Source organism: Nocardia jiangsuensis (assembly GCF_042650385.1).
Lineage (GTDB): Bacteria > Actinomycetota > Actinomycetes > Mycobacteriales > Mycobacteriaceae > Nocardia > Nocardia jiangsuensis.
Genome location: NZ_JBHSAX010000014.1, coordinates 400,924 through 420,196 on the forward strand (window position 1 = coordinate 400,924; position 19,273 = coordinate 420,196).

The following is a 19,273-nucleotide window of genomic DNA, read 5'->3' on the forward strand; positions in this document are numbered from 1 at the left end:
CTGCGGTGCCGACCACCAGGATCGCCGCGCTCGCCGGACATTTCGGCGCCGACATCGGCCGCGCGCTGGAGAAGCTGGACGGCATCGTCGAGCGGCTGCACGCCCAGCGCGTCGAGCTGCTCGTGCTGCCGGACGCCACGCTCGGCGGCTACATCGGCGACCTGCGCAACCCCGACCCGGCGACCGGCCCAGAGGCGATCGACCCGGACGGCCCCGAGCTGCGCCGGGTCAGGGAGATGGCGCGGCACATGACGATCTGCGTCGGCTACGCCGAGCGCGACGGCGAGCGCAGGTACAACGCCGCCGTCTGCCTGACCGGGGACGGCATCCTCGGCAGGCACCGCAAGGTGCACCAGCCCGCGGGCGAGCACCTCGCCTACGCCCCCGGCGACGGCTTCCACGCCTTCGACACCCCGGTCGGGCGGATGGGCATGCTCATCGACTACGACAAGACCTTCCCGGAGGCCGCCCGCACGCTGGCGCTGGACGGGGCGCAGGTGATCGCGGCGCTCTCCGCCTGGCCGGCCAGCGTGACCGACCGGGCCTCCCGCTTGCCGAACGATCGCCAGGCCCGGCTGTTCGACCTCTACGACCAGGCGCGGGCGGCGGAGAACCAGGTGGTGCTGGTGTCGTCGAACCAGACCGGGGTCACCGGGAACCTGCGCTTCCTCGGGCAGGCCAAGGTGGTCGGTCCCGGCGGCGACGTGCTCGCCAAGACCTGGTCCAAGGGCGGGCTCGCGGTGGCCGACATCGACGTGGCAGGCGAGGTGGAGCGGGCCCGCCGGGTGCTGCACCACCTGGCCGAGCGGCGCGTCGGCAGCTACCCGAACCTGCTGCGGGAGAAGGCCTTCTGATGCGGATCGCGCTGCTCACCTACTCGACCAAGCCGCGCGGCGGCGTCGTGCACACGCTGAATCTGGCCGAGGCGCTGGCCGATACCGGTGCGGCGGTGACGGTGTGGACCCTCGGGCGCGGCGGTGACCAGGCCTTCTTCCGGCCGGTGCGGCCGGAGGTCCGGGTCGAGGTGGTGCCGTTCGCCGCGCGCGACGGCGAGGGGGTCGGGCCGCGCATCCTGCGCTCGATCGAGGTGCTGCGCGCCGCCTTCGACCCGGCCGGGTACGACGTGGTGCACGCCCAGGACTGCATCACCGCCAATGCCGTCGGCCGCTGCGTGCGCACCATCCACCACCTCGACACCTTCAGCACGCCGGAGCTGGTGCGCTGCCACGAGCGCGCGGTGGTCGAGCCGTACGCGCGGATCTGCGTCTCCCGCGCGGTCGCCGACGAGGTGCGGGCGGGGTGGGGGTTCGAGCCGACGGTGATCCCGAACGGCGTCGAGTTCGAGCGGTTCGCGGCGGCGGAGCCGGACCGGCGGCTCGGGCGCTACGTGCTCGCGGTCGGCGGGATCGAGCCGCGCAAGGGGAGTATCGACCTGCTCGAGGCGTTCGCCCGGATGCCTGCGGGCCCGCGGCTGGTGTTCGCCGGGGGCGAGACGCTCTTCGACTACCGCGCGTACCGGGCCGAGTTCGACCGGCGCGCCGCCGAACTCGGGGTCGAGCCGCTGATTCTCGGGCCGGTGCCGCACGACGAGCTGCCCGGGCTGCTGGCCGGGGCCGAGGTGCTCGGGTTCCTCTCCTCCAGGGAGGGTTTCGGGCTGGCGGCGATGGAGGCGCTGGCCGCCGGGGTTCCGGTGGTGGCCCGGGAGTTGCCGGTGCTGCGCGAGGTCTTCGGCGCCGCGGTCACCTACGCGCGGGACCCGGTCGAGGCGGCGCTGCTGCTGGAGCAGGCGCGGGAGCCGTCGCCGGAGCGGCGGGAGACCGGTCGCGCGCTGGCCCGGCGGTACGACTGGGTGGCCGCGGCCGCCGCGCACCTCGCGTTCTACCGCGAACTCGCGCCCGCGGGCACCGGCCGGTAGTCCATCGAATCCCGGCGCCGCTGCCGTGCGCACGCGCCGACAGCGGAGTCGATGTAATCTGGATCACACAATCACCGGGAGGTTCCCGTGCCCTGCGATCGAATGCTCATCGCCTACGACGGTTCCGAGAACGCCAAGCGCGCCATCAGCTACGCCGGGCGCTTCCTCAGTGCCGAGAAGGCGGTCGTGCTCACCGCGTGGGAGCCGATGGTGCGCCAGGCCGCCCGGCTCTCCGGGCTCTCCGGCGTCATGCAGCCGGAGTGGGTGCCGGAGGACGAGATCGAGGACATCGCCTATCAGGACGCGCGGGCGGTCAACGCCGAGGGGCTGCACCTGGCCCAGCTCGCCGGGCTCAATGCCGAGGCGCGCACCGCGGAGTCCAGCACCACCATCTGGAACGCCATCGTGGAGTGCGCCGACGAGCTCGACGTCGACATCATCGTGGCAGGCACCCGCGGCTCCACCGGGCTGCGCGCACTGCTGCGCAGCAGCGTCGCCGACGCCGTGCTCAGGCACTGCCACCGCCCTGTGTTGCTGGTCCCACCGGGGCGGTGACCCGTTCCGGCCGTTCTAAGGTCGGAGCTATGACATCGTTCCTGCTCGCCACTCCGGCCGAGGTGCTGCGCGCGTACGGGACGCGCGCGGGATTCACCGACCCGGCGGCGGCCGCGGCGGCGCTGCGCGGCGGTGATCCGGTGGTCGGCGCGCTGCCCTTCGACCCGCGCAGGCCCGCGGCGCTGATCGTGCCGGAGCGGCTGGAGCGGAGCGCGCCCGGGCCGGTGGCCGCGGTGACGCTGCCCCCGCTGCGGGTGGTGGCCGAGCTGCCGTCGCCGGACGAGCACATCGCGCGGGTGACCAAGCTGGTCGAGCAGATCGGCGACCCGGCCGACCCGCTGCGCAAGGTGGTGGCGGCGCGCTCGGTGCTGGTCGGCACCGAATCGCGGCGGATCGACCCGCAGGACGTGGCGGCGCGGCTGCGGCAGCGGCATCCGGGCGCGCACGTCTTCGCCGCGGATCTCGCGGTGGCGGGGCGGCCGGGGGACGCGGTGGTCGGGGCGTCGCCGGAGGTGCTGGTGGCGCGGCGCGGCGGGGTCGTCTCACTGCGACCGCTGGCGGGCACGGTGCCCCGGCTCGCCGACCCGGCGGCCGACGCGGCGCGGGCGGAGGCGCTGCGGGCCGACGCCAAGAACCTGGAGGAGCACGCCTACGTGGTGGAGTGGATCCGGGAGCGGCTCGCGCCGGTCTGCCGGACGCTGCGCATCCCGGAGCGGCCGGAGCTGGTCCGCACCGACGCGGTCTGGCACCTGGCCTCGCCGATCGACGGCACGCTCGCCGACCCGGCGCCGAGCGCGCTCGACCTCGCGGTGCTGCTGCACCCGACTCCCGCGGTCTGCGGCACCCCGACGCTCGCCGCGCTGGACCGGGTGGTCGACGCCGAGGAGGATCGCGGGTTCTACGGCGGCGCGGTCGGCTGGTGCACGCCGGACGGGGACGGGGAGTGGGTCGTCGCCATCCGCAGCGCCGAGATCGCGGCCGGTGGGCACACGCTGCGCGCCTTCGCCGGTGGCGGCATCGTCGCCGGGTCCGACCCGCGCACCGAACTCGACGAGACCACGGCGAAGTTGCGCACCCTGCTCGGCGCGCTCGACTGCCCGGTGCCCACCCACTGACAGCGCAGCCGCGCACGCTGTCCGGCGGGCCCGGTGGCCACGAACCGAACATGGGCAAAAGCGGCCCGTATCCCCGCGCGGACGCACCGGGCTGCTAGGTTGGCCCGGAGCACGTGCCTGCCCCTTCCGTATTGGAGTACCGCGATGAAGTCCTTTGCCGTTCCCGGTCTCGTGAGTGCGGTCGCGGGCGCCATCATCGGCGCGATCGCGGTCTTCGTCATCACCGCCGCGGCGCAGCAGAACTCGCGGCCGGAGATCGACCGCAGCGGTGACGCCGATTCCTCGCTGCTCAACAACGTCGAGTACGGCAGCCGCTGACCTCGGCTCCACCCGTCGTCGGCACCAGCGCGCCACCCGCGGCCGGTGCCGATGACGACACCGCGCCGCTAGGCAGGCGCTGGTTCCTCGGCACCGTCGTCGCCGCGTTCCTGCTCTCCTTCCTGCAGACCCCCGGCCGCACCGTCGCCGACACCAAGTACGACCTCGCGCAGAATCCGCTCGGCTTCCTCGAACGGGCCGCGCACCTGTGGAGCAGCCAGGCCCCGATGGGCCAGGTGCAGAACCAGGCCTACGGCTACTTCTTCCCGCACGGCTCCTTCTTCTCCGCCGGGCACCTGCTCGGGCTGCCCGCCTGGGTGACCCAGCGGATCTGGTGGGCGCTGCTGCTGCTCGCCGGGTTCTGGGGCGTTGTCCGGCTCTGCCAGACGCTCGGCATCGGCAGCCGCGGGTCGCGGGTCGTCGCGGCGGTCGCCTTCGCGCTGAGCCCGCGGGTGCTGACAACGCTCGGCTCCATCTCCTCCGAGACGCTGCCCATGATGCTGGCCCCCTGGGTCCTGCTCGCCCCGGCCGCGCTCGGTGTCGCGGTGGCCCGCCGCCGGTCGGGCGGCGCTACTTCCCCCGCCGGCAGCGCACTCGCGCTCGCGCTGATGGGCTCGGTGAACGCCGTCGCCACGGTCGCGGCGTTCCTGCCCGCCCTGCTCTGGTGGGCCTCCTACCGCCCGGACCGCCGCTGGCTCCGCTTCACCGCCGCCTGGATCCCGCTGCTCGTACTCGCCACCTTCTGGTGGGCGGTCCCGCTACTGCTGCTCGGCCGGGTGAGCCCGCCGTTCCTCGACTACATCGAGTCCTCCGGAGTCACCACGCAGTGGGCCTCGCTGGCCGAGGTGCTGCGCGGCACCGACAGCTGGACCCCGTTCGTCTCCCCGGAGCGGATCGCGGGCGCGGTGCTGGTGACCCAGCCCGCCGCGGTGCTCGCCACCGGGCTGATCGCCGCCGCCGGCATCGCCGGGCTCGCGCTGCGCTCCATGCCGCACCGGGGCAGGCTCACCCTGATCCTGTTCGCCGGGCTCGCCGGGATCTGCGCGGGGTACCTCGGCGTCCTCGGCGGACCGTTCGCCGAGCCGATCCGGGTCTTCCTCGACTCCGGCGGCGCCCCGCTGCGCAATGTGCACAAGCTGGAGCCGCTCATCCGGCTGCCGCTCGTGCTCGGCCTGGCGCACCTCTTCGGCCGGATCCCGCTGCCCGCCTCGGTGCCGCTGCGCACCTGGCGCAGCGCGTGGACGCACCCGGAGCGGGACCGCAGGGTCGCGGTCGCGGCGCTGGTGCTCGCCGCCATCGCGCTCTCCACCTCGCTGGCCTGGACCGGCAAGCTGGCCCCGCGCGGCGCCTACGACGCCGTGCCGCCGTACTGGCAGGAGACGGCGGAGTGGCTCGCCGGCAATGCCGCCGACACCAGGGCGCTGGTCGTCCCCGGCGCGCCGTTCGGCAGCCAGGTGTGGGGGCTGACCAGGGACGAGCCGCTGCAGGCGCTGGCGTCGACGCCGTGGGCGGTGCGCGATTCGGTCCCGCTGAACCCGCCGGGCACCATCCGCGCCATGGACTCGGTGCAGCGGCTGATCGCCGACGGCCGCCCGTCGACCGGGCTGGCGCCGACGCTGGCGGCGCAGGGCATCGGGGTGCTGGTGCTGCGCAACGACCTGGACCCGGAGACCTCCCGCTCGACCCGGCCGATGCTGGCGCACCGCGCGCTGGACGGCTCGCCCGGGCTGCGCAAGGTGGCCGAGTTCGGCCCGGCGATCGCGACCACCGCCATCGCGGAGGGGCTCGTGGTCGACGGCGACCTGCTCCCGGCGTACCCGGCGATCGAGGTCTACCGGGTGCAGACGCCTGGTATCGGAACCCCCGAGCGGGTCGAATCGGGTGTCGGGGCGCCGGATTCGTTCCCCGGCGCGTACAGCGTCGCGCTCGCCGACGTCCCGGTGGTGCAGGGCGGCCCCGAGGTGCTGGAGCGGCTGCGCCGCGACCCCGGCGCCCCGATACCCGCGCTGCTCGCCGCCGACGCCGCCGCGGCCGGGCTGCCCGTCGGGCCGGTGACCGTCACCGACACCCCCGTGGCCAGGGAGACCGACTTCGGCCGGGTGGACAACCACAACTCCGCCGTCCGCGCCCCGGACGACGCGCGCCGCACGCACAACCTGGTGCCGGACTACCCGGTGCCGGGCGCGGCCCCGGTCGAGGGCGCGTGGAGCGGCGCCACCGTCACCGCCGCCAGCTCGGCGGCGGACGCCACCCAGATCGGCGGCGCCGCGCCGGGCAGCTCCACCGCCGCCGCGGTCGACGGCGACCCGTCGACCGCCTGGCTCAGCAACGGCGGCGAGTACGCGCTCGGGCAGTGGCTGCGACTGGAACTGGACCGGCCGATCAGCAGCGGGCAGCTCCGGGTGACCACCAGCCCGGCCGCGCTCGGCGACCCGGTGAAGTGGATCGAGGTGCGTACCGCGCGCGGCAGCGTCTCCGCGCGGATCACCGAACCCGGTGCGCCGGTCTCGGTTTCGCTGCCGCCGGGCAGCACCGAGTGGGTCAGCGTGACCGCGATCCGCACCGAGGGGGGCACCCGCGGCGGGCAGTTCGGGATCAGCGAGATCGCGCTCGACGACTACTCCGTGCGGGACGCGCCGGTGCGGGTGCCGATCCGGCACACGGTCGCGCTGCCGCCGGTGCAGGGCACCCCCGCCGCCTGGGACCTCGGCCAGGAATTCCCCGGCCGCAGCGCCTGTTTCGACGCGCCGGACCGGATCCGCTGCCACAAGGGGCTCGCGCTCGCGCCGGAGGAGCCGGGCGCCTTCCAGCGCACCCTCGCGGTGCCGGAGCCGACCGAGGTGGCGCCCCGGCTCACCGTGCGCACCAGGCAGAGCCCGGAGCTGGAGGCGCTGCTCACCGACCCGGCCCGGCCGGTCGCGCGCGGCAGCGGCGACGTCGGCGACCTGCGCGGCTCCGCCTTCGCCGCCACCGACGGCGATCCGCGGACCAGCTGGACCGCGCCGGAGAACACCGTGCGGGACAGCCCCGACGGGCCGCCGACCCTGACCATCGAGCTGCCGGAGCCCGCGCTGGTCACCGGGCTCGACCTCACGCCGTCGCTCGGCGGGCTGCCCGCCGCGCCGACCTCGGTCACGGTGAACCTCGGCAACGGGCCGCAGGTGCGCCCGCTGCCCGGCAACGAGGAGGAGCGGGCCGAGCCGAGCCGGATCGAGCTTTTCCCCACGGTCACCGACCGGATCGAACTGAGCGTCACCGCCTGGCGCACGGTGCTCGACCGCACCGCGCTCGGCTTCACCCTGGCCCAGCCGCCCGGGCTGGCCGAGGTGACCGTGCTCGGCCCCGACTACCCGGCCCCCGCCCCGCTCGACCGGCTCGTCACGGTCCCCTGCGAGCTGGGCCCGGTAATCGCGGTCGGCGGTCGCACGCTGCAGACATCGGTCACCGCGACCGCGGCGGAGTTGCGCTCGGGCGCACCGGTTCCCGCCGAGGTGTGCGCGAGCCCCGGCACCGCGCCGGACGAGACGAACCCCGCCGTCGAGCCCGGCACCGCGCCGGACGAGACGAACCCCGCCGTCGAGCCCGGCACCGCGCCGAATGAGTCCGGCGCCGCCGACGACTCCGACGCGGGAGCGAGCGCCGGGGACGAAACCGCGCCCGACGGTGCGGAAACACCTGGCCCCGCCGCGGATTTCGTCCTGCTCGCCAAGGGCGCGACCGAGGTCAATGTCGCCCCGACGGCCCTCTTCACCGTCGACCGCCTGCGGCTGGACCGCACTGCCCCGCCCCCGGCCACCCCCGGCGACGGCACCCGCCTCCTGGTCCTCCCCCTGAGCACCAACGTCGGCTGGGAAGCGCACACCCCCGACGGCACCGAGCTGCGCCCGATCGTGGTCGACGGCTGGCAGCAGGGCTGGCTGCTTCCACCCGGCGCGACCGGCCCGGTCACCGTCTCCTTCCCGGTGGACCGCTGGTACCGCCTCGGCATCTTCGGCGGCCTGCTCCTGCTGATCCCGCTCCTGCTGCTGGCGATCCCCCGCCGCGGCACCACCGCCGACCGGGAACCCCCGTGCCGTCCGTACCGCTCCCGAATCGCCGCAGGCATCGGCGTTCTCGCCGTCACCGGGCTGATCGCAGGACCGGTCGCCCTCGCCGTCGCCGCCGCGGGCTGGACCGCCCTCGAGCTCCTGCACCGCCGCGGCATCGAGCCCGGCCGCGCGCTGCCCGTGATCGCGGGCACCGGCGTCCTCCTCGCCGCGGCCGCGCTCTCCACCGGCCCCTGGCGGCACCCGGACGGCTACGTCGGCGGCGCCGTCCTGACCCAGCTCCCCGCCGTGCTCGCGGTGATCGCGCTCGGCCTCGCCGCACTCCCCGCGCACCGATCCCGCCAATAACCTGACCGCATGGAACGCTGTGCGGAGTGCGGTTTCGAGTACGACGACGCCCACCTGCCGACGATCTCCGCGACCATCCGCGCCCTCGCCGCCGAGCACGCCGAGATCCAGACCACCGCCGACCCCGCGGCCCTTCGCCGCCGCCGGGAGCCGGCGACCTGGTCCGCGCTGGAGTACGGCTGCCACCTCCGCGACGTCCTGCTGGTGCAGCGCGAGCGGCTGCTCGCGGCGCGGCGCACCGACACCCCGGTCGCGGAACCCATGGGCCGAGACGAGCGAGCCGAGCACGACGGCTACGCCGACCAGGCTCCGATTGATATAGCGCGCCAATTGACCGACGCCGCCGCGCTCCTCACGCACGCCTACGACCGGCTCGGCCCCGCCGACCGGGAGCGGCGGCTCGTCTACACCTACCCCGAGCGCGCGGAGCGCTCACTCGGCTGGCTCGCCCTGCACACCGCGCACGAGCTGCGGCACCACCTGCTCGACGTCGAGCGTCAGGGCTTCGGCCGGTCGAAGCGCCTGGCGAAGCGCTGGCACGGCGCCTCGACCAGCGCGTAGCTCGCCGCCGCCACCGGCAACGTGAACGCGACGGTGAGCAGCAGCACCTTCGGGAAACCGCCGCTGAACGGCAGGATGCCGAAGACCGGGAAGATCACCCACAGCACCGCGAGGTGCCAGATGAAGATGCCGTAGGACCAGCGCCCCATCGTCAGCGCCACCGGCGAGGAGAGCAGCGGGCGCGGCTGATCGCGCAGGACGAGCGGCGCGAGCAGGCCGAAGCCGATCAGCGCCCCGAGCGCCATCTTCGTCACGTACTGCCACGGCGCGGCGTGCACGAGGCCGGCCGGACCCGCGATCTCGGTGGCCGAGAGCAGGAAGGCGAGCAGCGCCAGCGTCCACATCCAGCGCCTGCGCCCGGCGAACCGATCCCAGCGTGAACCCGGCCGGACGACGAAGATCAGCTCGGCCAGCAGCATCCCCACGGCGAACCAGGGCAGGTAGCCGGGCAGCCAGTTGTCGGCGTTGATCGCGTCCGGGGTGGGCACCGGGAGGAAGTTCCAGCTCAGCGTCGCCGCGCCGAGCGTGAGCACGGCCGGGACGCGCCACCGAGCGGCGGCGCCGCGCAGCCGGACCACCGCGAGCGCGAGTAGCGGCAGCACCAGATAGAAGGCCACCTCCACCGAGAGGCTCCACATCTGGGTCAGCCCGTCGGTGAGTGTCAAGGGGACGAACACCTGCAGCAGCAACAGGTTGGAGACCCACACCCGCAGCCCGGCGGTGGCCGCCGCGTTCGGCAGCAGCACCAGCACCACCGCGACCACCACCCAGTAGGCGGGCAGGATCCGCGCCGCGCGGTGCCGGAAGTAGTACCCGGCCGACGGCGCGGGGCCGAGCCCGCGCGCGGCCGCGGCGTGCGGGCGCCAGAGCAGGAAGCCGGAGAGCCCGAAGAAGAGCGCCACCGCCATGTCGAAGCGCGCGAGAATCGGCCCGACCACCGGAATCGCGGTCGTCGCGGTCTGGAATGCCACGTGCGTCACCAGCACGCCGAGCGACGCGAGCCCGCGCATTCCGTCCAGGGACGGTACGAAGGACTGCGGCCGCACCGGGGCCGGGGCGGCGGCGTCCGGGGCCGGTTCGGTGCGGGCGGTGGCGGTCACGGCACTCCAGTCTGCCCGGCCGCGGGCACTCGGGACGGCGGTAGCCTCGCCTGATTAGTCCCGATTACGTTTTATCCGTCCAATCCGGGCTCGGCACCGCATGGTAAGACATCGGGCTGTTAGTGTCTGGGCTCACGAGCAACGCGGCCCGCCTCGCTGCTCGCCGGAACGCTGTTCTACGACGAGGAGAGTTGCATGGCACTGAGTGCCGGAACCCGAAGGACGGTGGCCTGCCTGCTCGTGGGTCTCGGTGCGTTGCTGATCGTCGCGGCGCTGCTGATCCCGACCTATACGGTCGGCAAGGTCGCCAAGACTCCCCTCGACCTGGAGATCACCACGATCGCGGCGAGCCAGGAGGGCGAGGAGAGCCTGGTGCTCGACTCGAGGTCGCTCACCGCGCCCGAGGGATCGGCCAAGGTGGACAGCAACGTTCCGCTGATCTCGCAGCGCTTCCTGACCGTCGAGGAGCCGTCGAACGCCGACGAGATGACGGTGCAGGCCGGCCAGACGCTGCGGCGGATCGACAAGCAGGGCGACACCGGCCTGCTCACCGCGACCGTCGACCGCGTCACCATCGACCGGACCACCGGTGAGCCGGTGAGCACCGAGCCGAACGGCTCGATCGCCGTGACCACCACCGCACAGGGCGAGAGCATCGCCGAGCCGGTGCAGCACACCGGCCTGCAGTACCGGTTCCCGATCGGTACCGAGAAGAAGACCTACCCGTACTTCGATCTCAACGCGCGCAAGACCTCCGACATGAACTTCATCGAGGAGACCGAGATCAACAACACCAAGGTCTACCACTTCCAGCAGGTCATCGAGCCGACCAACCTGAACGAGGTGGTGGCCGCGCCGACCAACCGGCTGACCCTGCCCGCCGCCAAGTGGGGCGTCGAGGGCGGCGACACCCCGGTGACCATGTTCCGCTGGTACAGCAACACCCGCGACGTGTGGGTGGAGCCGCAGACCGGCACCGTGGTCAAGGGCGGCGAGGCGCTGAACATCTTCTACGGCCGCACCGGCGACAAGCCCGAGGTGACGGCGCTCAAGTCGCACGTGGTGTTCGACGAGAACACGGTCGAGTCGCAGCTAGCGGTGGCCAAGGACAATATCGACCGGCTCTCGCTGTACGGGCGGATCCTGCCGATCGTCTTCGGGGTGCTCGGCGTGCTCGCGCTGATCATCGGCGTGCTGCTCGGCCTGCGCAGCGGCGGTGGCGCCCAGCCCGCGGTGCAGCGCGCCGCGCCCTTCGGTGGCTCCGGCCCGTCGACCGCACCGCCGACCGCGGGCAGGCCGCGCGGCAACCCGGACGCTCCGACCGAGCGGATCGACATCAACAAGCGGCCCTGAGGTCGCGGTAGGAAGGCCCCCGGTGCGCGCACCGGGGGCCTTCCTCATTTCGCGGGGAGGGTGGCGACGAAGCCTGCGCCGCGCGCGACCCAGGTGCGCAGCGCCGCGTCGTCGGTGACCGCCGCGGCGGTCACCCGGAGCCAGCCGTCCAGTTCCCGGCCCGCCATCACCATGGGGGTCACCGCGGTGCCGTGCAGTAGCCGTTCGCCCTCGTCCGGGTCGACCCGGACCATGAGCCCGCCCTTCCCGCTCACCGCGACCGCCAGGTGCCCGCGGATCAGGAAGGCGAGGCCGCCGAACATCTTCTTCTCGGTGAACGGACCCGGCTCCAGGAGCGCGCGAACCCGGTCGGCGAGCTTCTCGTCGTACGCCATCGGCACAGTGTGCGCCACGGCACCGACACCTCAGGTGGTGGCGCGGCGGGCGGCGGTGCGCAGGACGACGGCCGCGACCAGCGCCGTCGTCACCGTCGCGGTGCAGGCGGCCACGGTGACCAGCGCGGGCACCGAGTGCGCGAGCGTGGCCATGAGCGTCACCTCGACGGCGAGCCCGATCCAGGTGAGCGCGGCCGGGGCGGTGCGGTCGACCGCGATGGCGGAGAGCAGGGCGCCCTGCAGCACCGCGAGGATCGCGCCGTGCAGCGCGAAGAGCCAGAGCAGGTTCTGCACCGGCGCGTAGTCGGCGCCGGCGAAGAGCGGGGCGAGCGGTGCGGCGAGCGCGGCGACGGCCACCGCGGCGACGCCGATCCCGGAGAGCACCGCGAGCGCGTCCCGGATCGCGCGCGCCGACTGCGCGGGCTGTGCCATCCGCGGGTACAGCACCACCCCGACCGCCTGCGGCAGCCAGAAGGCGATCTTCGTCGCGATGGTGCCGAGCGCATACCGGCCCGCGTCCACCTCGTCCAGCACGATGCGCGCCAGGATCAGGTCCGCCGAGGAGAGTGCCATGAGCGCCGCCTGCACCTGCGCCGCCCGCAGTACCGCCGCCACGCCCGCCGTGTGGTCGCGGACGGCGGTGCGCGCCCGGGAACCGGCGGCCGCGATGCCGTCGGGACCGACGGCTCCGGAGGTCCGGGATGCGGCGCGCGCCGCATCCGCGGGGCCGCGGGCGACGCCCGCTCCGGAGGTCGCGGATCCGGCCCGCGCCGCATCGGGCACGCCGGCCCGGGCTCCGACCGCGCTGCCCGCTGCGTAGCGGGCGTAGGCCGCCGCGGCGGCGAGGCCGACGGCGGCGGCTGCGAGGGCGGCGGCGGCCCCTGCGCCGAGGGCGAGGACCGTGAGCGCGGGGACGACCCGCGCGATGCCGGTACAGCCGAGCACGACCGCGAGCGCGCGGAACCGCCGCTGCCCCTGCAGGATCCCCTGCTCCCCGGAGACCAGGACCAGCGCGGGCGCGGCGACCAGCGCCGCCGCGCAGGCGAGCGCGCCGATATCGAGCGCCACCGACACCACCGGAACCAGCAGCGCGGCGAGCGCCGCCACGATGACGGCGCACCGGGTGCGGGTGGCGCGCAGCGCGGCGACCGGCGCACCGCGCACGAGTTCCCGCGCGATCACATTCTGAAGGGCGAGCGCGGGCACCGCGCAGAGCAGCTGCACCGCGAGCAGGCTGGCGAACTCGCTGTACCCCGCCGCCCCGAGCCACCGCCCGGCCAGCAGCTGCAGCAGGTACCCCGCCGCATTGGCGATCATGGCGCCCGCCGTCACCGACGTCAGCTCCGCCACCAGGGGAGGGCGACGGGCATCGGACACGGACCCCATCGTCGCACCCGCCCCGCGGCCCGTGGCGCCCCGGCCCGGCGGCAGACCGTAGGGTGATCGGCCGTGAGCGAGTCAGGGCCGGAAGCGGGAGCGCGGCGGAGCCGCGGCGAGTCTCCGCTCACGCCCGGCGAGACCGGCGTCCGGCAGCCGGACGCGCCCGAGCGGCCTCCGCGCACGCCGGGAGCGGCGGCGGGGGTGGGTGCGCCGCCCGCTGCCGCCGGTGTCCGCGCCCGGCTCCGCGCCGCGACGGTTCCGGCCTACAGCGCCCTGCTGACCCTGCTGATCCTCGCGCCGCTGCTCGCCCCCGGCCACCTGCTGCTGCGCGACGCCGTGAGCACCCCGCGCTCGTACCTCACCGACGCCGCCCTCGGGCTCGGCGACGCGGCCCCGCGCGCGGTCCCGCAGGACGCGGCGCTGGCTGTGCTCTCCACCGTGCTCGACGGTGGGCTGGTGGTGAAGGCCGTCCTGCTGCTCGCGCTCTGGAGCGCGGGGCTCGGCGCCGCCGTGCTCGCGTGCCGCCTGCTGACCGCGCCGCTGTCCGCGCAGCTGGTCGCGGTGACGGTGGCGATCTGGAACCCGTACGTGGCAGAGCGCCTGCTGCAGGGCCACTGGAGCCTGCTCACCGGCTACGCCGCCCTGCCGTGGACGGTCCTCGCCGCCCTGCGCCTGCGCGACCGGCACAGCACCGGCCGCGCCCGGCTCGCCGCCTGGGCGGCGCTCGCCGTGTGCCTGGCGGCGGCGGGCCTGACCCCCACCGGTGCGCTGCTGGCCGGGGTACTGGCCCTGCTCACCGTCGGCCCGCGCCGCCTCCCCGGCACGGCCCTGCTCTGGCTCGGGACCGCCGCGCCGTGGCTGGTGGCGGCCGCGCTCTCCGGCTCCGCGGGCGAGCACTCGGACCCCGCCGGAATCGCCGCCTTCGCCGCCCGCGCGGAGCCGTGGCTCGGCACGCTCGGCGCACTGGCCGGGCTCGGCGGCATCTGGAATGCCGACGCCGTCCCGGCGACCCGCACCGGCCCGCTCGCCCTGATCGGCACCGCGCTGCTGCTCCTGCTGGTCCTGTTCGGGCTGCGCCGCCTGCTCGCCGCCGGACCGCGGGACGAGACCGTGCTGCGCCGGACCCTCGCCGGGGTCGCGGTGGCCGCGGTCGTGCTGCCCGCGCTCGGCGCCACCGCGCTCGGCCTCGCCGTCGGCGAGCAGCTGGTGGCGGCGATCCCCGGCACCGGACTCCTCCGCGACACCCAGAAATACGTCGCGCTCGCCGTCCCCGCCTACACCCTCGCGGCCGCGGCAGGCGCGATGGCGGTCGCCCGGCGGGCGCCAGCCGCCGTCGCGGCGGTGCTGATCGCCCTGCTCACACTGCCGCTCGCCGACCTGGCGTTCGGCGCGGGCGGGGCGCTGCGCCCGGTGCACTACCCGGCAGGCTGGGCACGGGCGGCCGCCGCCGTCGACGGGGCCGACCACCCCGGCGATATCGCGGTGCTGCCCGGCGGCATGTTCCGCCGCTTCCCGTGGTCAGGGGAGGCGCCGGTGCTCGACCCCGCCCCGCGGCTGCTCCCCGCCGACGTCCTGCAGACCGGGGAGCTCCCGGTGCGCGGCGGCACCGTCACCGGCGAGGGCAGGCGCGCGGCGCGGGTCGAGCGGGCGCTGCTGGCCGGCGCGCCCGCCGCGGAGATCGCCGGTTCCGGCGTCGGCTGGATCCTGGTCGAGCACCGCACCCCCGGCCCGCTCGGCGACTCCATCCGCACCCTCGAGCAGCTCGGCGCCCCGGTCTACACCGACGCCGACCTCACCCTCTACCGGGTCCCCGACCCCGTCGTCACCGACCGCCCCTCCCCGAACGCCCGCCGCATCGCGGGCGCCGCCCACCTGCTCTGGGCCGCACTCCTGATCGGCGGCGCCGCGGCGGCGGCATTCCTCAGCCGAGCTCGGAACTCTCCGGCGCCGCGATCAACCCGCTGACGTACCCGCCCCGCGCCGCGGCGGCGAGCACCGTGTGCACCCCGTCCCCGGTCTGCTCCCAGGAGAACTCCCGCGCCCGAGCCCTGGCCTTCTCCCCCATGACGGCCCGCCCCGGCCCGTCACCGAGCAGCTCGGCGGCGGCATCGGCGAGCTGCTCGGCGTCGTCGACGAGCACCCCGGTCACCCCGTCGACGATGGAGTCGGTGAGCCCGCGCGAACTGCGGTACCCGATGGTCGGCACCCCGTGCTGCGCCGCCTCGATGACGGCGAGCCCCCAGCCCTCCTTGCGCGAGGGGAGCAGCTGCACCCAGGCGCGGCCGAGCAGCTCGTGCTTGCGCTCCTCGTCCACGTGGCCGTGGAAGGTCACCGCGTCGGCGATGGCGAGCTCGCGCGCGTACGCCTGCAGGTTCTCCGCCCACCAGCCGCCGCCGACGACGTCGAGCCGCAGCCCGGGGAAGCGGCCGCGCAGGACGGCGGTGGCCGCCAGCGCGTCCTCGATCTGCTTGTGCGGCACCAGCCTGGAGAGCACGACCAACCGGGGCGCGTCGGCGCGGGTCTCCCGGTCGCCGGGCCGCACCCCGGCGGGGACCGGCTCCGCGCCGTTGCGCACGACGGCGATCCGCTCGCGCTGCACGCCGAGCGTGGCGAGCTCCTCGGCGGACGGCAGCGAGACGGTCAGGTACTGGTTGCGCCGGTGCACGCGCGGCGAGAGCCAGGACTCGATCCACCAGCCGATCCGGCCGACCAGCGTGCCCGCCACCGGCCACTGCTCGCGGTGCCCGTGGTGCACGAGCACGACGGCGGGCGCGCCTGCGGCGATGGCGGCGAAGAAGGGGATGCCGTTCTGGGTGTCGATCACCGCGTCCGGCCGCAGCCCGCGCAGCGGGCCGAGCCCGATCCGGCCGAGCAGGATGGCGGCCAGCGCCCGCGGATAGACGGTGTAGGGGCCGCCGCCGCGGCTGATCTCGATCCCGTCGATCCGCTCCCGGCGCGCCGCGCCCGGATACCCGGCGGTGCGCAGCGTGACCTTGACGCCCTGCGCCGCCAGCCGCGCCCCGACCCGCTCGAGGTACCGCTCGCTGCCGCCGCCCTGCGGGTGCCCGGTGTCGCGCCAGCAGAGCAGGAGCACTTCGCGCACGATGGAGCTTCTCTCGTCGTCGTCGGCGGGGAATTTCGCTACACCCTATATCCCCGGCTCCGGCCCGGACCGGACATCTCCCGGGCGGCCGCCCCGCGCCGCTGTGCGAGACTCGGCGCCGTGCTCCGAGCCGTGACCACCGCCCGCGCCCCCCGTTTCGCCAGGCGCGCGACGCTGCGCCGCTCCCTGCGGCTGCTCGGCAGCTTCCGCTTCGAGCAGTCCGACCCCGCCGTCTTCTACGGCGGCCTGGCCACGGACACCGCGGAGCTGATCGCCGATTTCTACCTGGACGCCACCGGCCGCGACCTCACCGGGGCCACCGTGCTCGACGTCGGCGGCGGCCCCGGCTACTTCGCCCACGAGTTCGACCGGGCGGGCGCGCGCTACCTCCCGGTCGAACCGGACTCATCGGAGATGCACGCCGCGGGGCTCTCGGTGCCGGGCGCGGTGCGCGGATCCGGCATGGCGCTGCCCTTCCGGGACGGCGCGGTCGACGTCTGCCTGTCGTCGAACGTGGCCGAGCACGTCCCCGACCCCTGGCTGATGGCGGACGAGATGGTCCGGGTGACCCGCCCCGGCGGGCTCGTCGTGCTCTCCTACACCGTGTGGCACGGCCCGTTCGGCGGCCACGAGACCGGGCCGTGGCACTACCTGGGCGGCGAGTACGCGGCGCGCAAGTACAAGCGCAAGCACGGCCGAGAGCCGAAGAACCGGTTCGGACGTTCCCTCTTCGCGGTCGGCGCTGCCGCCGGACTTCGCTGGGCTGCCAGGACTCCCGCGCAGGTAGAGGCGATTTTCCCGCGCTACCACCCGCGCTGGGCGTGGTGGCTGGTTCGCCTCCCGCTATTCCGCGAGCTACTCGTCAGCAATCTGGTCGTTGTGGCCATCGCACCGGACCGACCGGCCGGTCGCTGAGAGTTGGCTGTCAGGCCCGCTGAGCCACGGCGGAGACCAGCCCGCGCAGCAGGGCCGGGCGGAAGGCCGGCTCGGCGGCCGGGGCGGGCCACGGCGGCTCCTGCAGCGCCAGCCCGACCGTCTCCATGGCGGTGAGACCGACCTGACCGGCCAGAGCGCCGACCGTCATCACCGCCTCGGCCGCCTGCATCGCCGCGGTCGCCTGTTCCAGCGTGAGGGTGCGACCGGGCAGAAACGAGACCACCCACCCTCCCGTGCCGACGGACTTGGCCTGATGGTCGGTCCGGTCGCTGGTCATCAGCGACCGTCCGATCACGTGCACCGCCATGTCGCGATCTCCCCAATCGGTCTCGGTTGTGTCTCGATCGAGCGGACTTTCAGTTACCAGCATCCATCTATCAGCAACAAAACGCAATAGTGCGTTTGACGAAAAGCGAACCGGGAGGTCGGAATTCACGCCGGCAACGAAGGCGTGCGACGGGTAAACTAGAACACGTTACAGACAATCCGGACCCGAAAATGTAACGTGTTCCCATGCACTACGACAGCCTGTTCATCGGCGGCCAGTGGACCGCTCCGGCCGGTTCCGAGCGGCTCCAGGTCATCTCACCGGCCACGGTCGAGCCGGTGGGCAGCGTCCCCCGGGTCAGCACCGAGGATGTGGACAGAGCGGTCGCCGCGGCGCGCGCCGCCTTCGACTCGGGGCCATGGCCGCACACCCGGCCCGCCGAGCGGGCCGCGGTGCTCACCAGGGCGGCCCGGCTGATCGAGCAACGCTCCGGCGATCTGCTCGCCGCGCTCACCGCCGAGATGGGCGCCACCGCGCTGGTCGGCGGGACGCTGAACCAGATCCCGGCGGTCGCCGCGCTGGACGCCTACGCCGGGCTGGCCGAGACCTTCCCCTGGCGGGAGACGCGCACCGGCGCCTTCGGCACCTCGCGGGTCTCGCGCGAGCCGCGCGGGGTGGTCGCCGCGATCACCGCCTGGAACGTTCCGCTCTTCCTGGCCGCGAACAAGCTGGCCCCGGCGCTGCTGGCCGGCTGCACCGTCATCCTCAAGCCGTCCCCGCTCACGCCGCTGAGCGCGAACATCGTCGCCGACATCTTCACCGAGGCCGGGCTGCCCGACGGCGTGCTCTCGGTGCTGCCCGCCGAGCCGGAGGCGGCCGAGTACCTGGTGACCCACCCCGGCGTGGACAAGCTGACCTTCACCGGGAGCACCGCGGTCGGCCGCAAACTCGGCGCGCTCGCCACCGAGCAGCTCAAGACGGTCTCGCTGGAGCTCGGCGGCAAGTCCGCCGCTATCGTCCTCCCCGATGTCGATCTGGCCGCGAGCGTGCCCATGCTGACCTTCGCCGGGCTGATGAACAGCGGCCAGGGCTGCGTGGCACAGACCCGCATCCTCGCCCCGCGCAGCCGGTACGACGAGGTGGTGCAGGCGGTGGTGGAGAACGTGCGCGCCATGAAGACCGGCGACCCCACCGATCCGTCGACCGTGCTCGGCCCGCTCATCTCCGAGCGCCAGCGCGACCGGGTGGAGAACTACATCGCCATCGGACAGAAGGAGGGCGCGCGGCTGGTCCTCGGCGGCGGGCGGCCCGAGGGGCTGGACCGCGGCTGGTACGTCGAGCCGACCATCTTCGCCGATGTCGACAACTCCTCGACCATCGCACAGGAGGAGATCTTCGGCCCGGTCCTCGCGGTGATCCCGTACGAGACCGAGGACGAGGCGGTCGCCATCGCCAACGACTCCGCCTACGGGCTGGCCGGCTCGGTGTGGACCACCGATATCGAGCACGGCGCCGAGATCGCGGGCCGGGTGCGCACCGGCACCTACGCCATCAATTGGTACGCCTTCGATCCGGGCGCGCCCTTCGGCGGCTACAAGAATTCCGGAATCGGCCGGGAAAATGGACCGGAAGGTCTGGATTCTTTCTGCGAACAGAAATCCGTTCTCATGCCGCTCGGCTACACGGAGTAGCCGAACTCAATCCTCGAGGGTCACCACGCGCAACACGGGCGCGGGTTCCGGGTCGGAGTCGACGATCTCCACCCGGAACCCAGGGGGCAGAACGGAATCGAGCCGGGAGGCGGCGCGCCGCAGCGGAGTGCTCGGCAGTACGTCACGCGGTGCACCGGTATCCAGATCGGTCATGTCCCGACACCTTCCGCGCGCCCATAATTCATTTCT

The 19,273-nt window shown here is 74.3% G+C and carries 17 protein-coding genes; 11 read left to right on the forward strand and 6 right to left on the reverse strand.

All coding sequences use genetic code 11. From position 1 onward, the window contains the following. Window positions 1–5 precede the first annotated feature (5 nt). The 7 genes from ACFO0B_RS16245 to ACFO0B_RS16275 all read left to right on the forward strand — a co-directional run bounded on the left by ACFO0B_RS16245 (window position 6) and on the right by ACFO0B_RS16275 (window position 8,858). A complete protein-coding gene (locus ACFO0B_RS16245) occupies window positions 6–854 on the forward strand; it encodes a carbon-nitrogen hydrolase family protein (protein WP_378613292.1) in 849 nt (282 codons plus the stop codon). Then, the gene (locus tag ACFO0B_RS16250) at window positions 854–1,915 is read left to right on the forward strand and encodes an MSMEG_0565 family glycosyltransferase (protein ID WP_378613293.1); all 1,062 of its coding nucleotides are present in this window, start codon (window positions 854–856) and stop codon (window positions 1,913–1,915) included. Before ACFO0B_RS16245 ends, ACFO0B_RS16250 begins: the two co-directional genes overlap by 1 nt. 87 nt (window positions 1,916–2,002) lie before the next feature. Further along, window positions 2,003–2,470: a universal stress protein gene (locus ACFO0B_RS16255; RefSeq protein WP_378613295.1), complete on the forward strand. Its 468-nt coding sequence runs from the start codon at window positions 2,003–2,005 to the stop codon at window positions 2,468–2,470. Between the two features lie 29 nt (window positions 2,471–2,499). Then, on the forward strand, window positions 2,500–3,585 hold the full coding sequence (locus tag ACFO0B_RS16260; RefSeq protein WP_378613296.1) for an isochorismate synthase: 1,086 nt from the start codon (window positions 2,500–2,502) through the stop codon (window positions 3,583–3,585). A gap of 144 nt (window positions 3,586–3,729) precedes the next feature. Further along, the gene (locus ACFO0B_RS16265; RefSeq protein ID WP_233015057.1) at window positions 3,730–3,903 is read left to right on the forward strand and encodes a DUF2613 domain-containing protein; all 174 of its coding nucleotides are present in this window, start codon (window positions 3,730–3,732) and stop codon (window positions 3,901–3,903) included. A 110-nt stretch (window positions 3,904–4,013) separates the two neighbouring features. Next, window positions 4,014–8,297, forward strand: a complete 4,284-nt coding sequence (locus tag ACFO0B_RS16270; protein WP_378613822.1) for an alpha-(1->3)-arabinofuranosyltransferase domain-containing protein — start codon at window positions 4,014–4,016, stop codon at window positions 8,295–8,297. Between the two features lie 9 nt (window positions 8,298–8,306). Beyond that, window positions 8,307–8,858: a DinB family protein gene (locus tag ACFO0B_RS16275; protein ID WP_378613297.1), complete on the forward strand. Its 552-nt coding sequence runs from the start codon at window positions 8,307–8,309 to the stop codon at window positions 8,856–8,858. Here ACFO0B_RS16275 and ACFO0B_RS16280 read toward each other — a convergent pair. Beyond that, window positions 8,795–9,958, reverse strand: a complete 1,164-nt coding sequence (locus tag ACFO0B_RS16280; RefSeq protein WP_378613298.1) for an acyltransferase family protein — start codon at window positions 9,956–9,958, stop codon at window positions 8,795–8,797. The genes ACFO0B_RS16275 and ACFO0B_RS16280 overlap by 64 nt on opposite strands. 195 nt (window positions 9,959–10,153) lie before the next feature. Between ACFO0B_RS16280 and ACFO0B_RS16285 the strand changes: the two genes are divergently transcribed. After that, complete coding sequence (locus tag ACFO0B_RS16285) at window positions 10,154–11,311, forward strand: DUF3068 domain-containing protein (protein ID WP_378613299.1); 1,158 nt, start codon at window positions 10,154–10,156, stop codon at window positions 11,309–11,311. Window positions 11,312–11,355: 44 nt separating this feature from the next. Here ACFO0B_RS16285 and ACFO0B_RS16290 read toward each other — a convergent pair whose 3' ends face one another. Continuing rightward, complete coding sequence (locus tag ACFO0B_RS16290; protein WP_378613300.1) at window positions 11,356–11,685, reverse strand: TfoX/Sxy family protein; 330 nt, start codon at window positions 11,683–11,685, stop codon at window positions 11,356–11,358. A gap of 30 nt (window positions 11,686–11,715) precedes the next feature. Next, window positions 11,716–13,071: a polysaccharide biosynthesis protein gene (locus tag ACFO0B_RS16295; protein WP_378613301.1), complete on the reverse strand. Its 1,356-nt coding sequence runs from the start codon at window positions 13,069–13,071 to the stop codon at window positions 11,716–11,718. A 195-nt stretch (window positions 13,072–13,266) separates the two neighbouring features. On the opposite strand from ACFO0B_RS16295, the gene ACFO0B_RS16300 reads away from it, so the two are divergent. Continuing rightward, window positions 13,267–15,030: a hypothetical protein gene (locus tag ACFO0B_RS16300; protein ID WP_378613823.1), complete on the forward strand. Its 1,764-nt coding sequence runs from the start codon at window positions 13,267–13,269 to the stop codon at window positions 15,028–15,030. Here ACFO0B_RS16300 and ACFO0B_RS16305 read toward each other — a convergent pair. Beyond that, window positions 14,987–16,168 carry a glycosyltransferase family 4 protein gene (locus ACFO0B_RS16305; RefSeq protein WP_378613302.1) on the reverse strand — a complete coding sequence of 394 codons (1,182 nt, stop codon included), beginning with the start codon at window positions 16,166–16,168 and terminating at the stop codon, window positions 14,987–14,989. The genes ACFO0B_RS16300 and ACFO0B_RS16305 overlap by 44 nt on opposite strands. Before the next feature lie 120 nt (window positions 16,169–16,288). On the opposite strand from ACFO0B_RS16305, the gene ACFO0B_RS16310 reads away from it, so the two are divergent. Further along, on the forward strand, window positions 16,289–17,083 hold the full coding sequence (locus tag ACFO0B_RS16310; protein WP_378613303.1) for a class I SAM-dependent methyltransferase: 795 nt from the start codon (window positions 16,289–16,291) through the stop codon (window positions 17,081–17,083). Window positions 17,084–17,093: 10 nt separating this feature from the next. Here the strand turns inward: ACFO0B_RS16310 and ACFO0B_RS16315 are convergent, their stop codons facing one another. After that, on the reverse strand, window positions 17,094–17,411 hold the full coding sequence (locus ACFO0B_RS16315; RefSeq protein WP_378613304.1) for a hypothetical protein: 318 nt from the start codon (window positions 17,409–17,411) through the stop codon (window positions 17,094–17,096). Window positions 17,412–17,617: 206 nt separating this feature from the next. Between ACFO0B_RS16315 and ACFO0B_RS16320 the strand changes: the two genes are divergently transcribed. After that, on the forward strand, window positions 17,618–19,063 hold the full coding sequence (locus ACFO0B_RS16320; RefSeq protein ID WP_378613305.1) for an aldehyde dehydrogenase: 1,446 nt from the start codon (window positions 17,618–17,620) through the stop codon (window positions 19,061–19,063). A gap of 6 nt (window positions 19,064–19,069) precedes the next feature. On the opposite strand, the gene ACFO0B_RS16325 is transcribed toward ACFO0B_RS16320, so the two are convergent. Continuing rightward, entirely contained in the window at window positions 19,070–19,237 is a 168-nt protein-coding gene (locus tag ACFO0B_RS16325) for a hypothetical protein (RefSeq protein WP_378613306.1), read from the reverse strand. Window positions 19,238–19,273: the final 36 nt, after the last annotated feature.

Excerpts from the sequence above, each read along its gene's own strand:
- ACFO0B_RS16250 (WP_378613293.1), top strand. The coding sequence starts at position 854 with ATGCGGATCGCGCTGCTCACCTACTCGACCAAGCCGCGCGGCGGCGTC.
- ACFO0B_RS16260 (WP_378613296.1), top strand. The coding sequence starts at position 2,500 with ATGACATCGTTCCTGCTCGCCACTCCGGCCGAGGTGCTGCGCGCGTAC.
- ACFO0B_RS16265 (WP_233015057.1), top strand. The coding sequence starts at position 3,730 with ATGAAGTCCTTTGCCGTTCCCGGTCTCGTGAGTGCGGTCGCGGGCGCC.
- ACFO0B_RS16275 (WP_378613297.1), top strand. The coding sequence starts at position 8,307 with ATGGAACGCTGTGCGGAGTGCGGTTTCGAGTACGACGACGCCCACCTG.
- ACFO0B_RS16285 (WP_378613299.1), top strand. The coding sequence starts at position 10,154 with ATGGCACTGAGTGCCGGAACCCGAAGGACGGTGGCCTGCCTGCTCGTG.
- ACFO0B_RS16290 (WP_378613300.1), bottom strand. The coding sequence starts at position 11,685 with ATGGCGTACGACGAGAAGCTCGCCGACCGGGTTCGCGCGCTCCTGGAG.
- ACFO0B_RS16295 (WP_378613301.1), bottom strand. The coding sequence starts at position 13,071 with ATGGGGTCCGTGTCCGATGCCCGTCGCCCTCCCCTGGTGGCGGAGCTG.
- ACFO0B_RS16315 (WP_378613304.1), bottom strand. The coding sequence starts at position 17,411 with ATGGCGGTGCACGTGATCGGACGGTCGCTGATGACCAGCGACCGGACC.
- ACFO0B_RS16320 (WP_378613305.1), top strand. The coding sequence starts at position 17,618 with ATGCACTACGACAGCCTGTTCATCGGCGGCCAGTGGACCGCTCCGGCC.
- ACFO0B_RS16325 (WP_378613306.1), bottom strand. The coding sequence starts at position 19,237 with ATGACCGATCTGGATACCGGTGCACCGCGTGACGTACTGCCGAGCACT.